Source organism: Kitasatospora sp. NPDC085879, from assembly GCF_040686255.1.
In the GTDB taxonomy this organism is placed as follows: domain Bacteria; phylum Actinomycetota; class Actinomycetes; order Streptomycetales; family Streptomycetaceae; genus Kitasatospora.
In genome coordinates, this window is the sequence record NZ_JBFBJZ010000027.1 from 76438 (window position 1) to 96076 (window position 19639).

Annotated in this window: 21 protein-coding genes; 17 read left to right on the forward strand and 4 right to left on the reverse strand. The window is 73.8% G+C overall.

Going from position 1 to position 19639, the window contains the following annotated elements; all coding sequences use genetic code 11:
- Positions 1-173: 173 nt before the first annotated feature.
- From AB0P35_RS21295 to AB0P35_RS21310, 4 genes are all read left to right on the forward strand, one after another.
- Positions 174-410 carry a TM2 domain-containing protein gene (locus AB0P35_RS21295; protein WP_257019178.1) on the forward strand — a complete coding sequence of 79 codons (237 nt, stop codon included), beginning with the start codon at positions 174-176 and terminating at the stop codon, positions 408-410.
- 80 nt (positions 411-490) lie between these two features.
- Positions 491-865 (forward strand): DUF2752 domain-containing protein, encoded by a 375-nt coding sequence (locus AB0P35_RS21300; protein ID WP_363512765.1) that lies wholly within the window; start codon positions 491-493, stop codon positions 863-865.
- Positions 866-1205: 340 nt separating this feature from the next.
- Entirely contained in the window at positions 1206-1856 is a 651-nt protein-coding gene (locus AB0P35_RS21305; RefSeq protein WP_095874675.1) for a helix-turn-helix domain-containing protein, read from the forward strand.
- A gap of 64 nt (positions 1857-1920) precedes the next feature.
- A complete protein-coding gene (locus AB0P35_RS21310; protein ID WP_363512768.1) occupies positions 1921-2712 on the forward strand; it encodes a hypothetical protein in 792 nt (263 codons plus the stop codon).
- A gap of 38 nt (positions 2713-2750) precedes the next feature.
- Here AB0P35_RS21310 and AB0P35_RS21315 read toward each other — a convergent pair whose 3' ends face one another.
- Positions 2751-3233: an Lrp/AsnC family transcriptional regulator gene (locus AB0P35_RS21315; protein ID WP_095874676.1), complete on the reverse strand. Its 483-nt coding sequence runs from the start codon at positions 3231-3233 to the stop codon at positions 2751-2753.
- A 216-nt stretch (positions 3234-3449) separates the two neighbouring features.
- On the opposite strand from AB0P35_RS21315, the gene AB0P35_RS21320 reads away from it, so the two are divergent.
- Complete coding sequence (locus AB0P35_RS21320) at positions 3450-4064, forward strand: VOC family protein (RefSeq protein WP_363512679.1); 615 nt, start codon at positions 3450-3452, stop codon at positions 4062-4064.
- On the opposite strand, the gene AB0P35_RS21325 is transcribed toward AB0P35_RS21320, so the two are convergent.
- Positions 4018-4542, reverse strand: coding sequence for a hypothetical protein (locus AB0P35_RS21325; RefSeq protein WP_363512681.1), 525 nt, complete (start codon positions 4540-4542; stop codon positions 4018-4020). The genes AB0P35_RS21320 and AB0P35_RS21325 overlap by 47 nt on opposite strands.
- 167 nt (positions 4543-4709) lie before the next feature.
- Here AB0P35_RS21325 and AB0P35_RS21330 point away from each other — a divergent pair, with 167 nt between their 5' ends.
- From AB0P35_RS21330 to AB0P35_RS21345, 4 genes are all read left to right on the forward strand, one after another.
- The gene (locus tag AB0P35_RS21330; RefSeq protein WP_095874679.1) at positions 4710-5426 is read left to right on the forward strand and encodes a response regulator transcription factor; all 717 of its coding nucleotides are present in this window, start codon (positions 4710-4712) and stop codon (positions 5424-5426) included.
- A gap of 83 nt (positions 5427-5509) precedes the next feature.
- A complete protein-coding gene (locus AB0P35_RS21335) occupies positions 5510-6913 on the forward strand; it encodes an ATP-binding protein (protein WP_363512771.1) in 1404 nt (467 codons plus the stop codon).
- 160 nt (positions 6914-7073) lie between these two features.
- Entirely contained in the window at positions 7074-8600 is a 1527-nt protein-coding gene (locus tag AB0P35_RS21340; RefSeq protein WP_095874680.1) for a cellulose binding domain-containing protein, read from the forward strand.
- Positions 8601-8829: 229 nt separating this feature from the next.
- The gene (locus tag AB0P35_RS21345; RefSeq protein ID WP_363512684.1) at positions 8830-10260 is read left to right on the forward strand and encodes a glycosyltransferase 87 family protein; all 1431 of its coding nucleotides are present in this window, start codon (positions 8830-8832) and stop codon (positions 10258-10260) included.
- Positions 10261-10470: 210 nt separating this feature from the next.
- On the opposite strand, the gene AB0P35_RS21350 is transcribed toward AB0P35_RS21345, so the two are convergent.
- Entirely contained in the window at positions 10471-10887 is a 417-nt protein-coding gene (locus AB0P35_RS21350; RefSeq protein ID WP_095874682.1) for an SsgA family sporulation/cell division regulator, read from the reverse strand.
- 211 nt (positions 10888-11098) lie between these two features.
- On the opposite strand from AB0P35_RS21350, the gene AB0P35_RS21355 reads away from it, so the two are divergent.
- Together AB0P35_RS21355 and AB0P35_RS21360 are read left to right on the forward strand one after the other, a co-directional pair.
- Positions 11099-13045 carry an RDD family protein gene (locus AB0P35_RS21355; protein ID WP_363512686.1) on the forward strand — a complete coding sequence of 649 codons (1947 nt, stop codon included), beginning with the start codon at positions 11099-11101 and terminating at the stop codon, positions 13043-13045.
- Between the two features lie 149 nt (positions 13046-13194).
- Positions 13195-13917 carry an RDD family protein gene (locus AB0P35_RS21360; protein ID WP_363512688.1) on the forward strand — a complete coding sequence of 241 codons (723 nt, stop codon included), beginning with the start codon at positions 13195-13197 and terminating at the stop codon, positions 13915-13917.
- Between the two features lie 94 nt (positions 13918-14011).
- On the opposite strand, the gene AB0P35_RS21365 is transcribed toward AB0P35_RS21360, so the two are convergent.
- Entirely contained in the window at positions 14012-14284 is a 273-nt protein-coding gene (locus AB0P35_RS21365; RefSeq protein ID WP_363512690.1) for a hypothetical protein, read from the reverse strand.
- 229 nt (positions 14285-14513) lie between these two features.
- Here AB0P35_RS21365 and AB0P35_RS21370 point away from each other — a divergent pair, with 229 nt between their 5' ends.
- From AB0P35_RS21370 to AB0P35_RS21395, 6 genes are all read left to right on the forward strand, one after another.
- Complete coding sequence (locus AB0P35_RS21370) at positions 14514-15191, forward strand: endonuclease V (RefSeq protein WP_363512692.1); 678 nt, start codon at positions 14514-14516, stop codon at positions 15189-15191.
- A gap of 157 nt (positions 15192-15348) precedes the next feature.
- A complete protein-coding gene (locus AB0P35_RS21375) occupies positions 15349-15819 on the forward strand; it encodes a hypothetical protein (protein WP_363512694.1) in 471 nt (156 codons plus the stop codon).
- A gap of 70 nt (positions 15820-15889) precedes the next feature.
- Positions 15890-17251, forward strand: a complete 1362-nt coding sequence (locus AB0P35_RS21380) for a hypothetical protein (protein ID WP_363512696.1) — start codon at positions 15890-15892, stop codon at positions 17249-17251.
- 94 nt (positions 17252-17345) lie between these two features.
- Positions 17346-18797, forward strand: a complete 1452-nt coding sequence (gene mycP, locus AB0P35_RS21385) for a type VII secretion-associated serine protease mycosin (RefSeq protein WP_363512698.1) — start codon at positions 17346-17348, stop codon at positions 18795-18797.
- A 92-nt stretch (positions 18798-18889) separates the two neighbouring features.
- Complete coding sequence (locus AB0P35_RS21390) at positions 18890-19093, forward strand: hypothetical protein (RefSeq protein ID WP_363512700.1); 204 nt, start codon at positions 18890-18892, stop codon at positions 19091-19093.
- Between the two features lie 78 nt (positions 19094-19171).
- Positions 19172-19618, forward strand: coding sequence for an HIT family protein (locus AB0P35_RS21395; protein WP_363512702.1), 447 nt, complete (start codon positions 19172-19174; stop codon positions 19616-19618).
- Positions 19619-19639 lie beyond the last annotated feature (21 nt).

A 19639-nucleotide genomic window follows, 5' to 3' on the forward strand; every position in this document is an offset into this window, starting at 1 on the left:
CTCCCGACTTGGCAAAGAAACTGTGGAGACACGCGGTCCGATGATCGGTTAATCTTCCGCGTGCCCGCGTCGGGACGGACCTTCACACCGTGTCGACCCGACGCATGTCCCACATGCCGAGACACCGCCGTCCCGCACGGCGGGCCGGTCATGCACCCGAACGAGGAGCCCACGTGGCGTACACCGCCAACAACCCCGAGCTGTCCGACAAGTCCAAGGTCGTCGCAGGTCTCCTGCAGATCTTCCTCGGCGGCTTCGGCATCGGCCGTTTCTACACCGGCCACGTCGGCATGGGTGTCGCCCAGCTGCTCACCTGCGGCGGTCTCGGCGTCTGGGCCCTGATCGACGGCATCATCTTCCTGGTCAGCGACACCCGCACCGACGCCCAGGGCCGCAAGCTGCGCGCCTGACCGTGCGTCCGGTCCTGACCCGGCAGCACCCCCGCCCCGCGAGCAGTAGGGGCGGGGGTGTCCGCCGTTGTGCCTCGGCCCTGCGGCACCCCGCGGCCGCTCCGCTCGGCCTGCTCGCGGCCGGCCTGGTCGGCGCCGCCTGGCTGTGGACCCGCGACCCGCACCTGCCCGGGCAGGCGCTGCCCTTCTGTCCCTGGTACCGGCTGACCGGCCTGCGCTGCCCCGGCTGCGGCGGCACCCGGATGGCCTGGGACCTGCTGCACGGCGACCTGCTCGCCGCCTGGCACGACAACGCCGCCCTGCTGCTCGCACTGCCCTTCGTCGCCGCGTGGTGGCTGACCCGCCTGCGGCACGGCCTGGCCGGCCGGACCTGGCGGCTGCGCCTCGGCCCGCGGACCGTCGCCGCGCTGCTGGCCGCGGCCGCGCTCTGGACGGTCGGCCGAAACCTGCTCTGAGGCCGCACCCCGAGTGTCCGGAGTCCGGTCAGATATCGAACATGAGATCGGTTTGCCCCGGAATTATGGGCTTAATGCCCCATTTTACGCCACGACTTTGCATCGATGCTGACCGAATTTTGGACAACTACTTCCGCAGCGCGCCGAGCGGCCACTACTTTCTCCCCACGCTCGCTCGAACGACCACCCCCCACCCGAGTCGAGTACCGCGGAGCCGTTCCCTCGTCGATGGTGCCGAGACCTGCTCCAGCGCGGACACCCACCTGCGCGTGACACCTCCGTCCCGGCCCGTGCCCCCACGCCCGGCGCCGGTACCCGCCGCGGAAAGGACTTGCGCGTCATGACTGCAGAAACCTCCCAAACCCTGGACCGCGGTGTCCGGGTCCTCAAGCTCCTCGCCGACTCCGAGCGCGGGCTCACCGTGACCGAGCTCGCCGCCCGGCTCGCCGTCAACCGCACCGTCGTCTACCGCCTGCTGGCCACCCTCGAACAGCACGGACTCGTCCGCCGCGACATCGGCGGCCGCGCCAGGGTCGGCCTCGGCGTGCTGCGCCTCGCCCACCGCGTCCACCCGCTGCTCCGCGAGGCCGCACTGCCCGCCCTGCGCAGCCTCGCCGAGGACCTCGGCGCCACCGCCCACCTCACCCTGGTGGACGGCAACGAGGCGCTCGCCGTCGCCGTGGTCGAGCCGAGCTGGACCGACTTCCACGTTGCCTACCGCACCGGCCTGCGCCACCCGCTCGACGAGAGCGCCGCCGGCCGCGCCATCCTGGAGGCCCGCGGCTTCCCCAGCCAGCGCCGCCCCGAGCAGGGTTTCGTGATCACCCGCGCGGAGGAGCAGTCCGGTGCGAGCGGCGCGGCCGCCGCCCTGGTCGGCCTCAGCGGCATCGAGGGCAGCGTCGGCGTGGTGATGCTCAACGGCCTGGTGCCCGAACGGGTCGGCCCGCGGGTCGTCGAGGCCGCCACCGAGGTCGCCGACGCGCTGCGCTGACCCGCCGCCCGGCCACGCCCCGGGCCACGGGTGTGGTTCGATGCGGGATGTGTCCTCTGCGAAGCTGTCCACGGCCCTGACCGCCCCCAAGACCCGCGCCCTGGCGCTGTGCGCCGCCCTGGTGCTCGCGCTGTTCGGGGTCACGGCGTTCGTCCCGCTGCCGTTCACGCTCACCCAGCCCGGCGTCACCGCGGACACCCTCGGCAGTTACAACGGGGTGCCGGTCATCACCATCACCGGCAGCCCCGTGCGGACCACCAGCGGGCAGCTGCTCGCCACCACCATCTCCGCCACCAACGCCGGAGAGAAGATCAGCTTCCGTACCGCCCTGCAGGCGTGGGTCCGCGAGGACGAGGCGGTGCTGCCGACCGAGGCCGTCTACCCCGAGGACAACCCCGGCAAGGCCGAGCAGGAGACCGCCCAGCAGATGGCCGAGTCGCAGGACAGCGCCACCGCCGCCGCCCTCTCCTATCTCCACCTGTCGCCCTCTCAGGTCACCGTGAAGATCGACCTGGGCGACATCGGCGGGCCCAGCGCCGGCCAGATGCTCAGCCTCGGCATCATCGACAAGATCGCCGGGAACGGCCGCGGCGGCGACCTCACCGGCGGCCGGGTGGTGGCCGGCACCGGCACCATCGACGACCAGGGCGTGATCGGCGCCGTCGGCGGCGTCGCCCTCAAGACCCGGGCGGCCGCCCGGGACGGCGCCACCGTCTTCCTCGTCCCGGCCTCGGAGTGCTCGGACGCCAAGGTCGACACCCCGAAGGGGCTGCGGCTGATCCCGGTCGCCACCCTCGCCTCGGCGGTCGCGGCGCTCGACGCCCTCGACACCGGCGGTGCCGTGCCCACCTGCTGATCCCCCCCACGCGCCGGCCGCTCGGAGCCGGCCGGGCCTCACTCCCGGGCGGCCTGCTCCACCAGCGGCAGGATCCGGTACGGCACCGGGTTCTCCAGGGCGATCGCCGTGGACGCCCGGACGATCCCGTCGAAGCCCACCACCCGGTCGATCACCCGCTGCAGGTCCGCGTTCGACCGGGCGACGATCCGCACCAGCATGTCGCCCTGCCCGGTGATCGTGTGCAGCTCCAACACCTCCGGCACCGCCGCCAGATGGGCCCGCACATCACTGCCCTGGCCCTGCGAGATCTCCAGCGTCGCGAAGGCCGTCACCGGGTAGCCGAGCGCCGCCGGGTCGACCTGCGGCCCGAAACCGCCGATCACCCCGCGCGCCTGCAGCCGGTCCAGCCGGGCCTGCACCGTGCCGCGCGCCACCTGCAGCCGGCGCGAACACTCCAGCACGCCGATCCGCGGCTCCTCGCTCAGCAGCCGGATCAGCTTTCCGTCGAGGGCGTCGATCGAGTCGTTGGGGGAGTGCACGGCCGCTCCGTCCGCCGGCCGGTCCGACGGTCGGTCGTTCCGGTGGGCAATCTGTCCAGTGGGTGCCGCCATTGTCCGGCCGCCGGGGGCACCTTGCCCAGGAGGAAACGGAACAGTTGCGCGGCCCCGTCGGCCGGGCCACCCTCCTGCACACCCCGGCGGGCGGCTCCGCACCACCCCCGCACCGTCCCCGGGGCGACCCGGGGAGGCCATGCCATGACCGTGCACACCGCCAACACCCGCTACGCCGCCCATCCCGGCGAATCGCCGGACGCCACGCCGCAGGCCGGCGCGGGCCCGGTCGCCGCCACCGACGCCCTCGTCCTCGCCGTCCGCGACGCCCGCCGGGCCGCCCACCACTACCGCTCCGCCCTCGGCATGCGCTGCACCGCCTACACCGGACCGGAGACCGGCAACCCCCACCTGCGCTCCTACGTCCTGGAGGCGGCCGGCGCCCGGTACGTGCTCAGCTCCGCCGCCCACGCCCGCGGCCGGCTCGCCCGCCACCTCGCCGAACACGGCGAGGGCGTCCTCGAAGTCGCGCTGCGGGTGCCCGACGTGCACTGGGCCTTCGACTACGCCGTCGACCGCGGCGCCCTCGCCGTCACCGAGCCCTACGAACTGAGCGACCGTCACGGCACCGTCGTGCTCGCCGTCATCGGCACCGCCGGACCCGTCCGCCACACCCTGGTCGACCGGACCGGCTACACCGGCCCCTACCTCCCCGGGTACGTCGTACCGCCGGCCCCGGTCCTCGCACCGGAACGGCCGGCCGGGCCCGAGGTCAGCGGACCACGGTCTGGACGTCCGGCGGATGGCCGTTCCAGGTGACGAACACCGAGTTCGCCTTGTCGTCCTTGGAGAAGTCGATCCGCATCCAGTGGTCGCCGTTCCAGACCTGCATCTGCCAGCCCGCGTCCGGTGTCGCCGAGACCAACTCGGCCCGGTCCGGGTGGATGTCCAGCGCCACCCGGCCGCCCGGCACCAGATAGCTGCGCACCGAGGACGGCGAGGCCGACTTCACCGGCGAGGCCGTCCGGATCGGGCTCGGCAGCGTCGGCGCCGCCGAGGGGGAGGGCGGCGCCGACGACGGGGAAGGAGAGGGGGAGAGCGGCTCGCCGGTCGCCGCCGCGGAGGTCGCCGCCGGCAGGCTCGCCGGCGCCTCCGCGGTCGCGGACGGCAGCGGCACCGCCTGCGGCCGCTCGAAACCCGCCTCGGTCAGCACCGTGTGCACGCCGTACCAGGACAGCGCCACCGCCGCTCCGGTGGCCACCGCCCAGGCGCCGATCTGTACCAGTCCGCTCCGCATCGTCCGCACATCCTGCCGCATCCGGAGCGACCGCAGCGCCCCGGGCCCGGCAATCCTGTGAAAGGTTGCGGCAACGCTGTGAAACGTGCCCGCCGGAGCCCGGTCAAACAGCGCATAACGCCCGAGGTACAGACCAATAGGGGGCCCATGCCGTACCCTGCAGGGCCATGGCAACAGTGCTCGTGGTCGAGGACGACCCCTTCGTACGCTCCGCGCTGATCCGACACCTCGCCGACACCGGCCATGCGGTGCGCAGCGTCGGTACCGCGTTGGAGGCGCTGCGCGAGGTCGCCCAGGTCGGCTGCGACCTGGTGATCCTCGACCTCGGCCTGCCGGACCTCGACGGCAGCGAGGCGCTGAAGATGATCCGCGGCCTCACCAACGTGCCGGTCATCATCTCCACCGCCCGCGACGACGAGGCCGAGATCGTCCGCCTGCTCAACGCCGGCGCCGACGACTACCTCGTCAAACCGTTCTCCCCCGAACACCTGACGGCCCGGATGGCCGCCGTGCTGCGCCGGCTCGGCGGCGGCAGCGCCCCCGCCCCGCAGGTGCTCCGGGTCGGCGGCCTCGCCATCGACGTGCAGCGCCGCGAGGCCGCGCTCGACGGCCGGCCCCTCGACCTGACCCGCCGTGAGTTCGACCTGCTCGCCTTCCTAGCCGCCCGGCCCGGCGTCGTCGTACCGCGCAAGGAGATACTCGCCGAGGTCTGGCGCCAGACCTACGGCGGCGACCAGACCATCGACGTGCACCTGTCCTGGCTGCGCCGCAAGCTCGGCGAGACCGCGTCCCGGCCCCGCTACCTGCACACCGTCCGCGGCGTCGGGGTCCGGCTGGAGGCCCCGAGCGGCACGGTCGCCGACCCGGTGGGCCGCCTGACATGAGGCCCTCCGGCACCGGTCCGGCCCCGGGGGACGCGCCCGCCGCGGACAGACCCCCCGGCCGGCGGCCCCGCTTCACCCGCTCGCTGCGCTGGGCCCTCGTCAAAGCCGCGGTCGCGGGCACCACGATGGTCGCGCTGGCCTTCCTCATCCCGCTCGGCCTGATGGTCCAGCAGACCGCCAGCGACCGCGCCTTCACCGCCGCCGAACGGCAGGCCGCCGCCCTCGGCCCGGCCCTCGCCATCACCACCGACCAGGACCCGATCGCCCGCGCCGTCGCCTCCACCGACGCCGGCGCGCACGACCGGATCGCCGTCCACCTGCCCTCCGGCGTGCTGGTCGGCGAGGGCCGCGCCACCCCCTCCGACCTCGCCACCGCGGGCGGCGACGGCGGCGACGGCAGCGTCCGCTCCTTCACCGTCCGGGTCGCCGGAGGCTTCGCCCTCCTCCAGCCGGTCGCCGTCGAGGGCGGCCGGATCGCCGTCGTCGAGGTGTACGTCGCCGAGGCCGACCTCAGCCGCGGCGTCGGCACCGCCTGGTTCGTGCTCTCACTCGTCGCCCTCGCACTGGTGACGATCGCCGTCCTGGTCGCCGACCGGCTCGGCGCCCGGATCGTCGGCTCGGCCCGCAGGCTCGCCGCCGCCGCCCGTTCGCTCGGCACCGGCAACCTCACCGTCCGGGTTCCCGTCGACGGCGCCCGGGCCAAGGGCGCCCCCGAAGAACTCCGCGAGGCCGGCCAGGCCTTCAACGCGATGGCCGACCGGGTCGTCCACCTGCTCGCCGCCGAACGCGAACTCGCCGCCGACCTCTCGCACCGGCTGCGGACCCCGCTCACCGTGCTGCGCCTCAACGCCGCCTCCCTCGGCGACGGGGACGCCGCCGACGCCACCCGGCACGCCGTCGCCCAGCTGGAACGCGAGGTCGACCAGATCATCCGCTCCGCCCGGCGCGGCCGCGAGGAGACGCCCGCCGTCCACTTCGGGTGCGACGCCGCCGAAGTGATCCGCGAACGGGTCGGCTTCTGGTCCGCGCTCGCCGAGGACGAGGGACGGCCCTGGCAGCTCGCCGGCGCCGACGCGCCCGTCCTCGTCCCGGTGCAGCGCGGCGACCTCGCGGCCGCCGTCGACGCCCTGCTCGGCAACGTCTTCCGGCACACCGCCATGGGCACCGCCTTCTCCGTCGACGTCCTCGCCACGGACAGCTCCGTCATCGTGCTCGTCGGCGACGCCGGGCCCGGCTTCACCGACCCCGAGGCCGCCATCGAACGCGGCTCCGGCCACGGCGGCGAGGGCTCCACCGGCCTCGGCCTCGACATCGCCCGCAAACTCACCGAGGCCACCGGCGGCGACCTCGCCCTCGGCCGCTCGGCCGGCCTCGGCGGCGCCGAGATCCGGCTGCGCCTGCAGACCCGCCCGGCCGACGACACCCGGCGGACCGGCCGGCGCCGTCGGGTGCGGCCCGGCCGCCGCCGCACCGCCGACGTCGACTGACGGGCCGGCAAGCCGCGGGGACCCGCGTCTCCTTAAGAGCTCCCTAAGAGAGGCTCACCCCTTCCTGAGCAGCGGGTTTGCCGCTGTTACGGGCCGGTAGCGTCGGCGGCGCCCGGGTCGGCAGGACCCGGCCCGACCCTCTCAGCGGAGGTACCCGACCATGCCGAGCCAGCCCGCCCGCCGCCAGGGCCACCGCCGTCGCAGCCGCAAGGGCGCGATCCTCGGGGCCTCCGCGATCGCCACCGTGATCGTCGCGGGCGGCGTGGTCGCCCTCGCCTCGTCCGCCAGCGCCGCCTCGCTCGGCGCCGTGTACAGCCGCAGCAGCACCTGGGACAGCGGCTACACCGGCCAGTACGTCGTCAGCAACCCCACCTCCACCGCGATCGACGGCTGGACGCTCAGCTTCGACCTCCCGGCGGGCGCCAAGATCTCCTCGTTGTGGAACGCCAGCTACACCGCGTCCGGGCAGCACGTCACCGTCAAGCCCGAGTCCTGGAACAAGCGGATCGAGCCCGGCCGCACGGTCGACGTCGGGTTCGTCGTCCAGGGCTCCGGCGGCGCCCAGGCCGAACCCGGGCACTGCCTGATCAACGACGTCTCCTGCAGCAGCGGCACCGGACCAGCCCCCACCCCCTCCGGCCGGCCCACCGGCACCGCCACCCCGAAGCCGACCCCGACCCCCACCGCGACCAGGACCACCGCGTCCCCGACCCCCACCGCGACGAAGACGACCGCCTCGCCGACCCCCACCAGCACCGGCACCCCCGGCGGCGGCCGCTTCGCCCCCTACGTCGACACCTCGCTCTACCCGGCATTCGACCTGGTCGGCACCGCCAAGGCCAGCGGCGTGAAGCACTACACCCTCGCCTTCATCGTCTCCGGCGGCGGCTGCACCCCGAAGTGGGGCGGCGTCAGCGACCTCTCCAACGACGCCGTGGCCGCCCAGATCGGCGCGCTCCGCGCCGCCGGCGGCGACGTCCGGGTCTCCTTCGGCGGCGCCAACGGCAGCGAGCTCGCCACCGCCTGCTCCTCCGCCGCGGACCTCGCCGCCGCCTACCAGAAGGCCGTCGACGCCTACGGCCTCACCAAGGTCGACTTCGACGTCGAGGGCGGCGCGCTCGCCAACACCGCAGCCAACACCCGGCGCGCCCAGGCCGTCGCCCAGCTCCAGCGCACCGCCGCCGGCAAGGGCAAGGCCCTGGACGTCTCCTTCACCCTGCCGGCCCTGCCCAGCGGCCTCACCCAGGACGGCATCAACCTGGTCGCCAACGCCAAGGACAACGGCGTGCAGGTCGGCGCCGTCAACATCATGGCCATGGACTACGGCGACGGCGCCGCCCCCAACCCGCAGGGCCGCATGGGCAAGTACGCCATCGACGCCGCCACCGCCACCCAGGCCCAGATCAAGAGCGTCCTCGGCCTCTCCGACAGCGCCGCCTGGGCCAAGACCGCCGTCACCCCGATGATCGGCGTCAACGACGTCGCCAGCGAGGTCTTCACCGTCGCCGACGCCACCCAGCTCGCCGACTTCGCCAAGACCAAGCACCTCGCCTGGCTCGCCATGTGGTCCGGCACCCGCGACAAGGCCTGCCCCGGCGGCGCCAAGGCCTTCGCCGACGCCACCTGCAGCAGCATCGACCAGCAGCCGCTCGCCTTCACCCGCGCCTTCGGCGCCTACACCGGCTGACCCGACCCCGCGGCAGCGCGCGGCGCCCGTCCGCCCGCGCACGGCCGCGGAGCACGGCGGCACCCTCCGGAGCACGGGGCCGGAGGGCGCCGCCGTCCTGCTGCGTCGGCTGCACCACCGGCCGCTGCTCCGACCTGTGGAGCGGCGGCCGTCCGACGTCGTGGCCCGGGGGTGCGCGCCGCACGTCGGGTAGTGTCGCTAGCTGGTTCACCGGCGGACGGAGCGGAATGTGACAGCGGTGCGAGAGGCCGACCGGACGGCCGGCCGGCAGCCCGAACGGCCGTCGCGGCCCACCCCCGACCCCGGACGGCGGCAGCTCCCGGCCCCGCTGCGGGCCCCGATCGACGCCCTGCGCGCCGCACCGCGCGGCCCGCTCACCGCGGCCGCCGCCCTCGCCGTCGTCTCACTGCTCGCCTACGCCACCGTCCGGCACTTCGTCGGCACCTCGATGGTCGACATGATCGTCTACCGGGCGGAGGGCGGCGCCGTCGCCCACGGCGGCGACCTCTACGCGCTGCGGGTCACCGAGTGGAACCTGCCCGCCACGTACCCACCGTTCGCCGCGATGCTCTTCGTCCCGACCACCTGGTTCGGCATCGGCGTGCTGCGGGTGGCCGTCACCGCCGGCAACATCGCCCTGCTCGGCCTGCTCGCGCACCTCTCCTTCCGGCTCGTCGGCTGGCCCCGCCGGGAGCTGCGCCCGATCGGCATCCTGCTGGTCACCGGCCTCGGCGTCTGGCTCGAACCGGTCTTCACCACCCTGCGCTACGGCCAGATCAACCTGGTCCTCGCCTGCCTGATCCTCTGGGACCTCAACCGGCCCGACGCCCCCGCCGCGCACGGCCTGCTGCGGCGCCTCCCCAAGGGCGTCGCCATCGGCATCGCCGCCGGCATCAAGCTCACCCCCGGCCTCTTCGCCGTCTACCTGATGATCACCGGGCGGGTCCGCTCCTCCCTCACCGCCGGCCTCACCTTCCTCGGCACCGTCGCCCTCGGCGCCCTGCTGCTCCCCGACGCCACCTGGGGCTTCTGGACGAAGTACCTGTACGACTCGACCCGGGTCGGCAAGACCGAGATCGTCGACAACCAGTCCGTCCGCGGCGCCGTCGCCCGCCTGCTGCACACCGCCGACCCCGGCACCCTGGCCACCCTCGCCGGAGCCGCCGTCGCCGTCGCCGGACTCGCCACCGCCGCCTGGGTCCACCGCAGCGCCCGCTGGCTGCCCCGCGGCGAGGCCTGGGGCATCTGCTGCGCCGCGGTCACCGCCGTCCTCATCTCGCCGATCAGCTGGACCCACCACTGGGTGTGGTGCGTGCCGGTGCTCGTCCTGCTCGCCGCCGAGGCCGCGCACGAGCGCTCCCGGCCCGCCGAGGTCCGGCGGCTGCGCTGGCGGCCGATCTTCGGCGCCACACTGCTCGCCTTCCTCTCCTTCGCGATGTGGGTCGTGCCGCACAAGGGCGACCTCGACCTGCACCTCGCCCCGCTCGCCCTGATCCCCGCCGCCGTCTACCCCCTCGTCGGGGTGGGCTTCCTGGCCGCCGCCGCGGCCCGGGTCGCGGCGCGCCGCCGGGCCGCCGGGGAGCCGCTGCTGCGCCTGCCCGAACAGCGCCTCGGCTCCTGGGCCGAGTCCCGGCGCTCCGAGGGACGCGTCCGCGCGTAGCCGCCCGGCCGGGCGGCGTCGGCGGGCCCCCGCGGCGCGCCGAAGCCGTCCTTGCAGTCCCGGCCGTTCCGATCGTTCGGGCCGTTCCGATCGTTCGGGCCGCCCGGGCGGGCCGGTTCGCCCGGGAACGATCGGCCGCGTTCACGCGGGCGTGAAGCACGGCGGCCGGGTGCCCGTTCACTCGGGGGTGGAACCGCTTGCGCCCGCCGCTCACGCCAGCAACTCGGCCAGGCAGTGATCCATGTCCAGCGCCGCCAGCTCACCACCCGGCGGCACCAGCCGGTGCGCCCGCTCCAGCCACCCCGCGACCGGCGCCAGCGGCGCCTCCAGCAGTGCGTCCCCCGCCGGCGAACTCAGCGCCAGGCACAGCACAGCGCGCCGCCCCGACCGCTTCGGCCAGATCCGCACATCGCCCTGCCCGCACGGCCGGAACGTCCCCTCCACCAGCAGTTCGCGCGAGAACACCCAGGTCACCGGGTTGCCCGTGTCCAGGTGGAAGGCCACGTGCACCGCCAGCGGGTCGTGGCTCCCGTACGACAGCCGGGCCGGCACCGGCACGCTCCGCTCCGGCGACAGCACCAGCTCCATGTCCAGCTCCAGCTCCACCACGCTCGGGGACTGCTCCATGACCGGATCCTCTCCGCTCGACCGGGCCGCCGTCCGGCCCCTCCGGGAGAAGAGAGCGACCTCCCCGCGTGCTCTTACACGGGTTCGGGAAGGAGTGTTTTCCCGAGAACGCACGGGAAGGGCGGGGCGGAAGTACTACCCTTTGTGACTGCCTGGCGACTGTACGCCTGCGCTCCAAGCGCCATCGGCGCTGCCACGAAAGAAGAACCGCATGACGGACCGACCCAACGGCGGCACTGCGGACACCGCCGTCGGCCCCATGCCGGGCTACTACCCAGACCCGTCCATTCCGGGCTTCGTCCGCTACTGGGGTGGCACCGGGTGGGTCCCCGGCACCACCCGCCCCGCACCGGCCGAGGGCGAGATCCTGGAGCCGCCGCGCATCGTCAGCCGGCAGGTCCCGCCACTCGTGCCGCCCACCGCGGCGCCGCCGCCGGCGGGTCCCGGCCCGTCCGCAGGCCCGTCCGCCGGGTCGTCCGCAGGCCAGCCCGCAGGGCCGTCCGCAGGTTCGTCCGGCGGGATGGCCGCCGGGACTCCGGTTCCCACGCCCGAGGTGCCGTCCCTGCCGGACTGGCCCTCGCCGCCGCCGTCGGCCTCGGAGACCCAGACCGGACCGGTGTACTTCGACGAGACGTCCGCCGGGGCCTCGTTCGTGATGGCCGCCCACGCGGAGGTCGAGCTGCGCCCGCGCGCGGACGTCGAGCCGCTGCGGGTCGAGCAGCCCGCGCTGCGCCCCGTGCCGCCGACCTCGGTGCCCCCGGTGCCCCCGGTGGGTTCCGTCGCCGTCCCGCCGGCCCGGTCGGCGGCGCCCGGGGCGGAGCCGCTCGTGGAGCCGGTCGCGGTCGCCGCACCCGCGGAGCGCGTCCTCGCCGCCCGGGCGGGCGGATCCGGATGGCAGGCGGACCCGCTCGCGCAGCACGGCCTGCTGGAGACCGGATCGGCGCCGCGCTGGGTGTCCTGGGGTGTCCTGCCGGCCGGTGCCGAGGCGGCCCCCGACACGGTCGGCCGGGCGCACCCGGCGGCACCCCCGTCCTTCCCGGCGCCGGCCCCCGTGCGGGCCGCGCAGCAGGCCCACGCCGCGACCGCCGTCCGGGAGGCCGGGGCGCTGTCCGCGGCGCCGTCCGAGTCGTCGACGGCCGAACCGGCTGCCGTCGAGCCGGTTGCTCTGGAACCGGCTGCCGGCGAGTCGACTGGTGACGAGCCGGGTGCTCTCGAGTCGCTTGCTGTCGAGGGGGTTGCTGCCGGGCCGGTTGCCGGTGGGCCGGTGCCGGTCGCGGAGGAGTCCTCGGCAGTGGCCGGGCGGGAGCCCGCCGAGGCTCGGCCGGTCGAGTCGAACCGTCCCGACCGTACGGTCGAGGCGAAGCCCGAGGTGCCCGCCCCGGCGCCGGAGGCCGCCTCATCCGCGGCCCCGTCCGGCCGGTCGGCCCCCCGGAGTGCAGAACCGCCGCGCGCGGCGGCCCCGGCGGACCGCGGCCGGTCCCAGAGGTCGCCCGCGGCGGCGCGCCCGTCCGGCCCCCGTACCGTCGAGCAGCCCCGACCGGGTACCCGGACCGCGGCGCCCAAGCCGCCCGCGCCGCGCGGTGCGGAGCCCGCCGCATCGACCCGGCGCTCCTCCGAGCAGCGCCCGGCCGCGGCGCGCAAGGCGGTGCCGAAGCCGACGCCGCCCGCCGGGCTGGGGCGGCGGCTGGCCGCGCGGATCGTGGACTCGCTGGCCGTGCTCGTGGTGGCGGCCGCCGCCGGGGTGCCGCTGGGTACGGCGGTCGTGGCACACATCCGGGAGAAGCTCGACCAGGCGCGGACGGTCTCCGCACTGGCCGGCCACGAGGTCCGGGTCTGGCTGGTCGACGGCGTCGTCCTCGGCAAGGTGGGCGTGCTGCTGGGTGTCCTGGTGGTGTTCGGCCTGCTGTACGAGGTGCTGCCGACGGCCCGGACCGGCCAGACCTTCGGCAAGCGGCTGGCCCGGGTCCGGGTGGTCGACGCCCGCGGGGTGGCCGGTGGGCGCCGGACGCCGCCGTCCTTCGGTCGGTCGCTGGTGCGATGGATCGTCAGGCAGGCGGCCGTGCTGATGCCGGTCGGCCTGCTGTGGCCGCTGTTCGACCGGCGGACCCGCCGCGGCTGGCAGGACAGGGCGGCCGCCACCCGCGTCGTCAAGGGTTGATCCGCAGTCACCGTGGGGGCTCACGCCGTTGCGGGCCCGTCCGGTCGCCGCGGACCGGCTCCGCCACCGTGGGCCGGGTGGTCCCGCAACCCTGCCAAAACGAACTGGATATGCCGATTTCGTGGCATTTGCGATGTTCTACTCGGTGCATGAGCACCAGTGACCCCTCAGAGCAGGAGCCGGAAGGGGGCGGCAAGCCCTCCTTCGACAAGCAGCCCCCGCAGGAGGGCACGCCGTCGGGTGCGCCGTCCGACCCGTACGGTGCGCCTCCACCGCCCCCGCCGCCGGCGGGCAGCCCGTACGACACCCCCGGCGAGTTCACCGGGACGTACGGCGCCCCGCCGCCCAGCTTCGGCAAGGGCCCAGGCCCAGGCCCAGGAGCCGGTCCCGGCGCGGCACCGCCCCCGTCGCCCGGCACCCAGCCCAGTGGCGGCCCGGTGCCCGGCATGCCCCCGCTCGGCACGTGGCCGAACCGGATCCTCGCCCGGCTGGTGGACTTCGTGCTGGTCGAGGCGGTCGCGGTGGCCCTGGTCGTCCCGTTCGCCAGCTTCGGCAAGCAGGACGGTTGGGTCGGCGCCACCTGGCTCGGCTACCTGCTCTGGCTGGTCTACGACGGCCTGATGCTCAGCCGGGACGGCCAGACGTTCGGCAAGAAGCTGATGAAGGTGCGGGTCGCGATGCTCTCCGACGGGAGCGTCCCCAACGCCGCCGCCGCCTGGACCAGGTCCGCGGTCTTCATCGTCCCCGCGCTGATCTGCTGCGGCGGACTCTGGTGGCCGATCGACGGCCTGTTCGGCGTCTTCGACAAGCCGTACCGGCAGTGCATCCACGACAAGGCGGCCAAGACCGTCGTCGTGTCCAGCGCCGCCTGACGCCCGCTCGGATCGGCGGAAGCGGCGGCGCCCGGAAACGATCCGCGGGCCGCCGCCGGCGTCAGGCACGGCCACGGCCCGCGGAGCCCAATGGTCAGGACCGGCCGGCGTACTCCGGCCGCGGCCCCGGCACGGTCGAGGCCGCGGCGACCGCGGCCGCAGGAAGTTCGCGCCCCCGATCGGCGCGCCGCTGCGCGGAGAGCGTCATCAGCAGCGCCGTGGCGAGCGTCCCCAGTGCCACGGCGAAGGCCACGAGCACCGCGACCTCGAACACGCCGGTGGACCCTGAGACGGCCAGCAGCGCGACGGCCGACGCGACGACAGTGAAGGTGCCGGTGCAGATCTGGGGGAGAGTCGGGCGCGGCATGGCGGTCAGTCCTTCACACGAAGTCGGCGGGGAAATCCGGTCGGTGGGGCCCTGGGAAGGTCTACCCAGCGCGGCGGGCTGCTACGTCCAGCGTAATCCCGCATATGCCGGGCATGAGGGGCGCACGGGTTCACGCCGGGCCGCCCGCGAGGCCACGGCGCTGCGCCCCTGCCCGGACGCGGTCGGTACGGTGATCGTCCGACCACCGTCACAACACCTGGGGGAGACTGTGAGCGTTCCCGCCGACTGGCCCGTGGACGAGACCGAGGCACTCGCCGTCCAACAGCGCCTGCGGCCACTCGTCTCCATCACCGGACCGGCGCCCGCGACCGGCGCACTGGTCGCCGGGGTCGACGTCGCCTACGACGACGAGCGCGACGTGGTCGCCGCCGCGGCCGTCCTGCTCGACTACGCCACCCTCACGGTCGTCGACGAGACCACCGCGGTCGGGCCGGTCGCCTTCCCCTACCTCCCCGGCCTCCTGGCGTTCCGTGAACTCCCCGCCGTCCTGGAGGCGCTCGCCGGACTCGACCACGAGCCCGACCTGGTGGTCTGCGACGGCTACGGAATCGCCCACCCGCGACGGCTCGGCCTCGCCAGCCACCTCGGCGTCCACACCGGCCTGCGGACCATAGGCGTCGCCAAGACCCCCTTCACCTTCACCTACGAATCGCCCGGCCCGCAGCGCGGCGCCTGGTCGCCCCTGATGGACGCCGGCGAGGAGGTCGGCCGTGCCGTCCGCACCCGCCAGGGCGTCAAACCGGTGTTCGTCTCCGCCGGCCACCGCATCGGCCTGGCCGAGGCGGTCGAGACCACGCTCGCCCTGACCCCGTCCTTCCGGCTCCCCGAGACCACCCGCCGCGCCGACTCCCTCTGCCGCCGCGCACTCGCCGCCGCCACCGCCTGACGAACCGCCAGTTCGCATACCGGGGAGCCACCGCAGGTCAGGCCCGAGACCGTGCCCACCCTGCGAGGGGCAGGTTTTGGCCTGCCGCGCCATGTGTTAGACATAAGGGTCAGGCCCGGGTCATGACAGCAGGATGTACGGGGGAGGCACGAAAGACGTGAGCACGGGGAGCGGTTCCGGCTACCGCGTGGAAGTGGACAGCCTGCGCGCATTCGCGTCGCAGGTTCGGGGACTGTTGAGCGAATTCGAGAGCGCCGCCGGCGGCTCTCGGGTGCACGGTCAGAGCGGGGTCAGTCGCTCCGCGTTCGGCACCTTCCCGGAGGCCGAGGCGCTGCACGCCAAGTACGAGGACATGCGAAATAGCCTGCGCGAGGTTCTCGACGCGCTGCAGCAGGCGATCGACGAAGCCCAGCACAAGGCCGAGCTGACGGCGCGGAACTACGAGGAGCAGGAGCAGGAGACCTCCCACTCCTTGAGGGTCAACTCCGACGGCTGGTCGGTGGGCAGCACCGCCACACCGATGACCGCGTCGTACCGGTCGAACAGCGCCGCCGGTCCGGCGGTGGGGCCGAAGGGGCCCACCGGCAGTTCGCCCGCAGGAAGCGGAGACCCGCAACCGTCGTGGTAGTGAACGATGTCCTGAACAGGGACAGCCAGCTTGAGGCCGATTTCGGGACGGGGACGGAAGGCGTCCGAGCATGAGCGGATACACCAACTTCAACGGCTACAGCCACGGCGACATGCGGGGCATGGTCCAGTCGATGGACAGCGGCGGAGTCATGGCGGCCAGCGACCCCTGGCGCAAGGCCTCCGACACGCTCAAGCAGATCCGCACTGCGCTGAACACCGCGTCGGCGGATGCGACCTCTTCGTGGGAGGGCGAGACCAGTGACGCCTTCTACACGAAGATGACCAAGCTCGCCAACGCCGTCAACAACGCGGCGGCGTACGCCAACGATGCTGCACAGACCATGCAGATGATGTCCGAGGCGATCGACACGGCGAAGCGGGACATGCCCGAGGAGCCGAGCTTCTGGGACAAGGCGGGCGACGCGCTCAGCGACACCGCCAAGTCCACGGTCGGTGTCGACGACGAGGACACCCGCACCGCCGTCACGGACGAGAAGAAGGCCCAGGCGGTGGCCGTCATGCAGACGCTGGCTGCCAAGTACCGAACGGCGACGGCCAACCTGAAGCCGCCGCCGCGCGGACAGGAAGACATCGAGGACCTTCCGGCGCCGGATTCATCCGCGGCGTCTGCGATCAGCGGAATGCTGGTCGGCGGCGGCCTGGGGCTTGCAGGCAGCACCGGCTCCGGCACGGGATCGGGCAGTTCGGCCCCGCGCCGCTCCTCCTCGACGGCTTCGCCGCAGTCGCCCAAGACCTCCACTGCCCGCATCACCGACAGTGGCATCAGCGGTGGCACGGCCAACCCCACGCCCAAGCCCAAGACTCCGACCCCGGTCGGACCCGGCACCGGCATTGACGGCGCGACCGTGGTCAACCGGCCGCCCGCCACGAGCGGCCCCGGCAGTGGTTCCGGCCACGTCGGTCCGGGCGGCACCGGCGGCGGCGGTCAGCACGGGGGCGGCGGCGTCATCGACACCGGCCTCGGTGGTGGCGGCGGACGCGGGGGCACGGGCGGCGGTGGCTCGGGTCTGGGACGCGGTGGTGCCGGCGGATCCGGCAGCGGCCTTGGACGGGGCGGTAACGCCTTCGGTTCAAGCGGCATGGGCGGCGGCAGTGGCTCCGGCTCCGGCGGCCGGTCGGCCGGCAGCGGAGCGGGCGGCAGCCTCGCCAAGCGTGGTGGCGGCGTGGTCGGTGAGGCCGCCACGGGCGGCGCCGGACGCGGCTCGTTCACCGAGGGCGGTTCCGGTCTGGGGCGTAACCGTCCCGGGCAGGGTGCGGCCGGCGCGGGCGGCCAGGGCCACGGCATGCCGGGGTCGCAGACCGGCAAGAAGAAGGACAAGAAGGACGACAAGCGGCGCCCCGATTACCTCGTCGAGGACGAGGAGACCTGGGCGTCGGGGGAGCGCGCCAACCCCAACGTGGTGGAATGATCCCCAGCGCACCGAGGTGCGCCCACAGCTGATCGGGCGTCTCGTCACCACAGTGGTGACGAGACGCCCACCTGACGGATGAGGTGACGACGGCTTGACGACCAACCGACCGATGCGGGGTATGGCCGTACTCGCTGCGGGCGCCCTCGTGTGGGGGATCAGCGCCGCACCGGCGAGCGCGGACAGCATCCGCGAAGGCCAGTGGGCCCTACGCAACTACCACGTCACGACCGATGTCTGGCCCATCAGCCAGGGGGACGGCGTCACCGTGGCCGTCATCGACACTGGTGTCGCCGACCACCAAGACCTTGCTGGTCAGGTCCTACCGGGAGCCGACTTCTCGGGCGAGGGTGTCGACTACAAGACTGACAAGGTGGGCCACGGAACGGGTATGGCCAGCCTGATCGCTGGGCGGGGCCACGGAGACCAGGCAGGGATCATTGGTCTCGCGCCCAAGGCCAAGATCCTTCCCATTCGCATCGGAACGTTTGATGTCGACAGTGGAACCGCCGGCAGCGGAGACTTTGCCAAGTCCCTCCGGTATGCCGTCGACAACGGCGCCAAGGTCGTCAATATGTCCTTCGTCGGTAGCGGAAGCTCCGACCTAGAGATGCGGGAAGCCGTCAACTACGCCGCACAGAAGGACGTTGTGATGGTAGGCGCCGCCGGAAACTTCGGCGCCGACCGTCCGGTGATCTATCCGGCGGCCTTCCCTGGCGTGGTGGCAGTTACGGCTGTCGATCAGCAGGGCAACATCTGGTCCAAGGCGAACAACGGTCCAGAGGTCACCCTGGCCGCGCCCGGAATAGACATTTACAGTGCGACCGCCAAGTCGTCCTCCAGCTACGGCAAGGGCAATGGCACTTCGGGTGCGGCCGCCTATGTCTCCGCCATCGCCGCGCTCGTCCGGGCCAAGTACCCGGACCTCTCGGCCGGGCAGGTCATCAACCGGATGATCAAGTCGGCGGTTGCTCCGCCGGACAAGTCGCCCGTCCCGAACAACAAGTACGGCTACGGCATCGCCTCGGCCAAGGGCGCGCTCGCGCCGAACCCGGCGGTCGACAACGGGCCGAAGGAGAATCCGCTCCTCACCCGGACCGAGTCGCAGGCCGACCCGACGGACAAGCCGTCCTCCGCAGCGTCGAAGCCGGCGCCGGGCAGTACCGCGCCCGACAGCAGCGCCGCCGCGAAGGACGACAGCGGGATCCCGGTGTACGTGCTGGCCATCGTCGGCGTGCTGGCGCTGGTGGTGATCGGCGGTGTGATCGTGCTCGTCAGGCGCTCGCGCGGCAATGGCAACGGCAGCGGTGGTGGCGGCAATGGTGGTGGCGGTGGCGGCTTCGTCCCGCCGGGCCCGCCGCCGTACGGTCCGGGTGCGCAGCAGTTCCCGCCGCAGCAGCAGGCGCCGCACGCCGGCCAGGGGCAGCCGCAGCAGTCCTCGTACGCGGGCGAGGGCCAGGGGCAGCCGCAGGCGTACGGCACTTCGCAGCCGTACCAGCAGTACCCGCCGCAGCAGCCTCCGGCGGGTGGCACGCCCTACCGCTGACACGCCTACGAACGGCGGAAGGTTCGCAGACCGGGACGGCCCTTCGGGTACTGGTGGACTACTTGTCCCCACGTGATCCGAAGGGCCGTCACATGTTCAAGAAGATCTGCGCCGTCCTCGCGCTCTCCGCTGCCGCCACCGTCTTCGCCGCCCCGTCTCCGGCATTCGCGGACGGCCCCAAGACGCCCGAGGAGGCGGCGGTCTGCGAGGCGACGCTGTCCTCGGTCTTCCCCGGCCTGGGCCAGGCCACGATCGACGCGATCTGTGCGGTCCAGACCGACGACACCAGCCGCTGAACCGACTGACTCACCGGGACCGTTCCGTTCTCAGCCGCCGGCGGCTGCCGTCGCTTCCCGGGTACTAGGCTCGGCGACGTGGACTGCTACACCTGTGCGCGCACCGGCGACCCGGCCGATCTGCCCCCGCGCGAGCTGATCGGCGGGGACGACCACTGGCGGGTCGCCCATGCGTTCGGCACCGCCCTGCCGGGCTGGCTCGTCCTGATACCTCGACGGCACGTCACCTCGATCGCCGAGCTGACCGACGAGGAGGCCGCCGGCCTCGGCCGCTGGCAGGTCCGGGTGTCCCGGGCGCTCGGCGAGGTGACGGGCTGTGCGAAGACGTACGTGGCGCAGTTCGCCGAGGCGGAGGGCTTCGCGCACGTGCACTTCCACATCGTGCCGCGCAGCTCCGACCACCCCGAGGAGCTGCGCGGGCCGCGGGTGTTCGGCCTGCTCGACAAGGGCGCAGGCACCCCGGTGATGCCGGAGGAGATGGACCGCCTGGCGCTCCTCCTCCGGGCCGCCCTCGCCGACCGCTGAGGTCTCCGCAGCGGTCGCCTC

Bases quoted from the DNA above. Each gene is read 5' to 3' on its own strand.
- AB0P35_RS21360 (WP_363512688.1), top strand. From the start codon at position 13,195: ATGAGCACCAGTGACCCCTCAGAGCAGGAGCCGGAAGGGGGCGGCAAG.
- AB0P35_RS21390 (WP_363512700.1), top strand. From the start codon at position 18,890: ATGTTCAAGAAGATCTGCGCCGTCCTCGCGCTCTCCGCTGCCGCCACC.
- AB0P35_RS21325 (WP_363512681.1), bottom strand. From the start codon at position 4,542: ATGCGGAGCGGACTGGTACAGATCGGCGCCTGGGCGGTGGCCACCGGA.
- AB0P35_RS21305 (WP_095874675.1), top strand. From the start codon at position 1,206: ATGACTGCAGAAACCTCCCAAACCCTGGACCGCGGTGTCCGGGTCCTC.
- AB0P35_RS21380 (WP_363512696.1), top strand. From the start codon at position 15,890: ATGAGCGGATACACCAACTTCAACGGCTACAGCCACGGCGACATGCGG.
- AB0P35_RS21365 (WP_363512690.1), bottom strand. From the start codon at position 14,284: ATGCCGCGCCCGACTCTCCCCCAGATCTGCACCGGCACCTTCACTGTC.
- AB0P35_RS21320 (WP_363512679.1), top strand. From the start codon at position 3,450: ATGACCGTGCACACCGCCAACACCCGCTACGCCGCCCATCCCGGCGAA.
- AB0P35_RS21340 (WP_095874680.1), top strand. From the start codon at position 7,074: ATGCCGAGCCAGCCCGCCCGCCGCCAGGGCCACCGCCGTCGCAGCCGC.
- AB0P35_RS21350 (WP_095874682.1), bottom strand. From the start codon at position 10,887: ATGGAGCAGTCCCCGAGCGTGGTGGAGCTGGAGCTGGACATGGAGCTG.
- AB0P35_RS21330 (WP_095874679.1), top strand. From the start codon at position 4,710: ATGGCAACAGTGCTCGTGGTCGAGGACGACCCCTTCGTACGCTCCGCG.
- AB0P35_RS21355 (WP_363512686.1), top strand. From the start codon at position 11,099: ATGACGGACCGACCCAACGGCGGCACTGCGGACACCGCCGTCGGCCCC.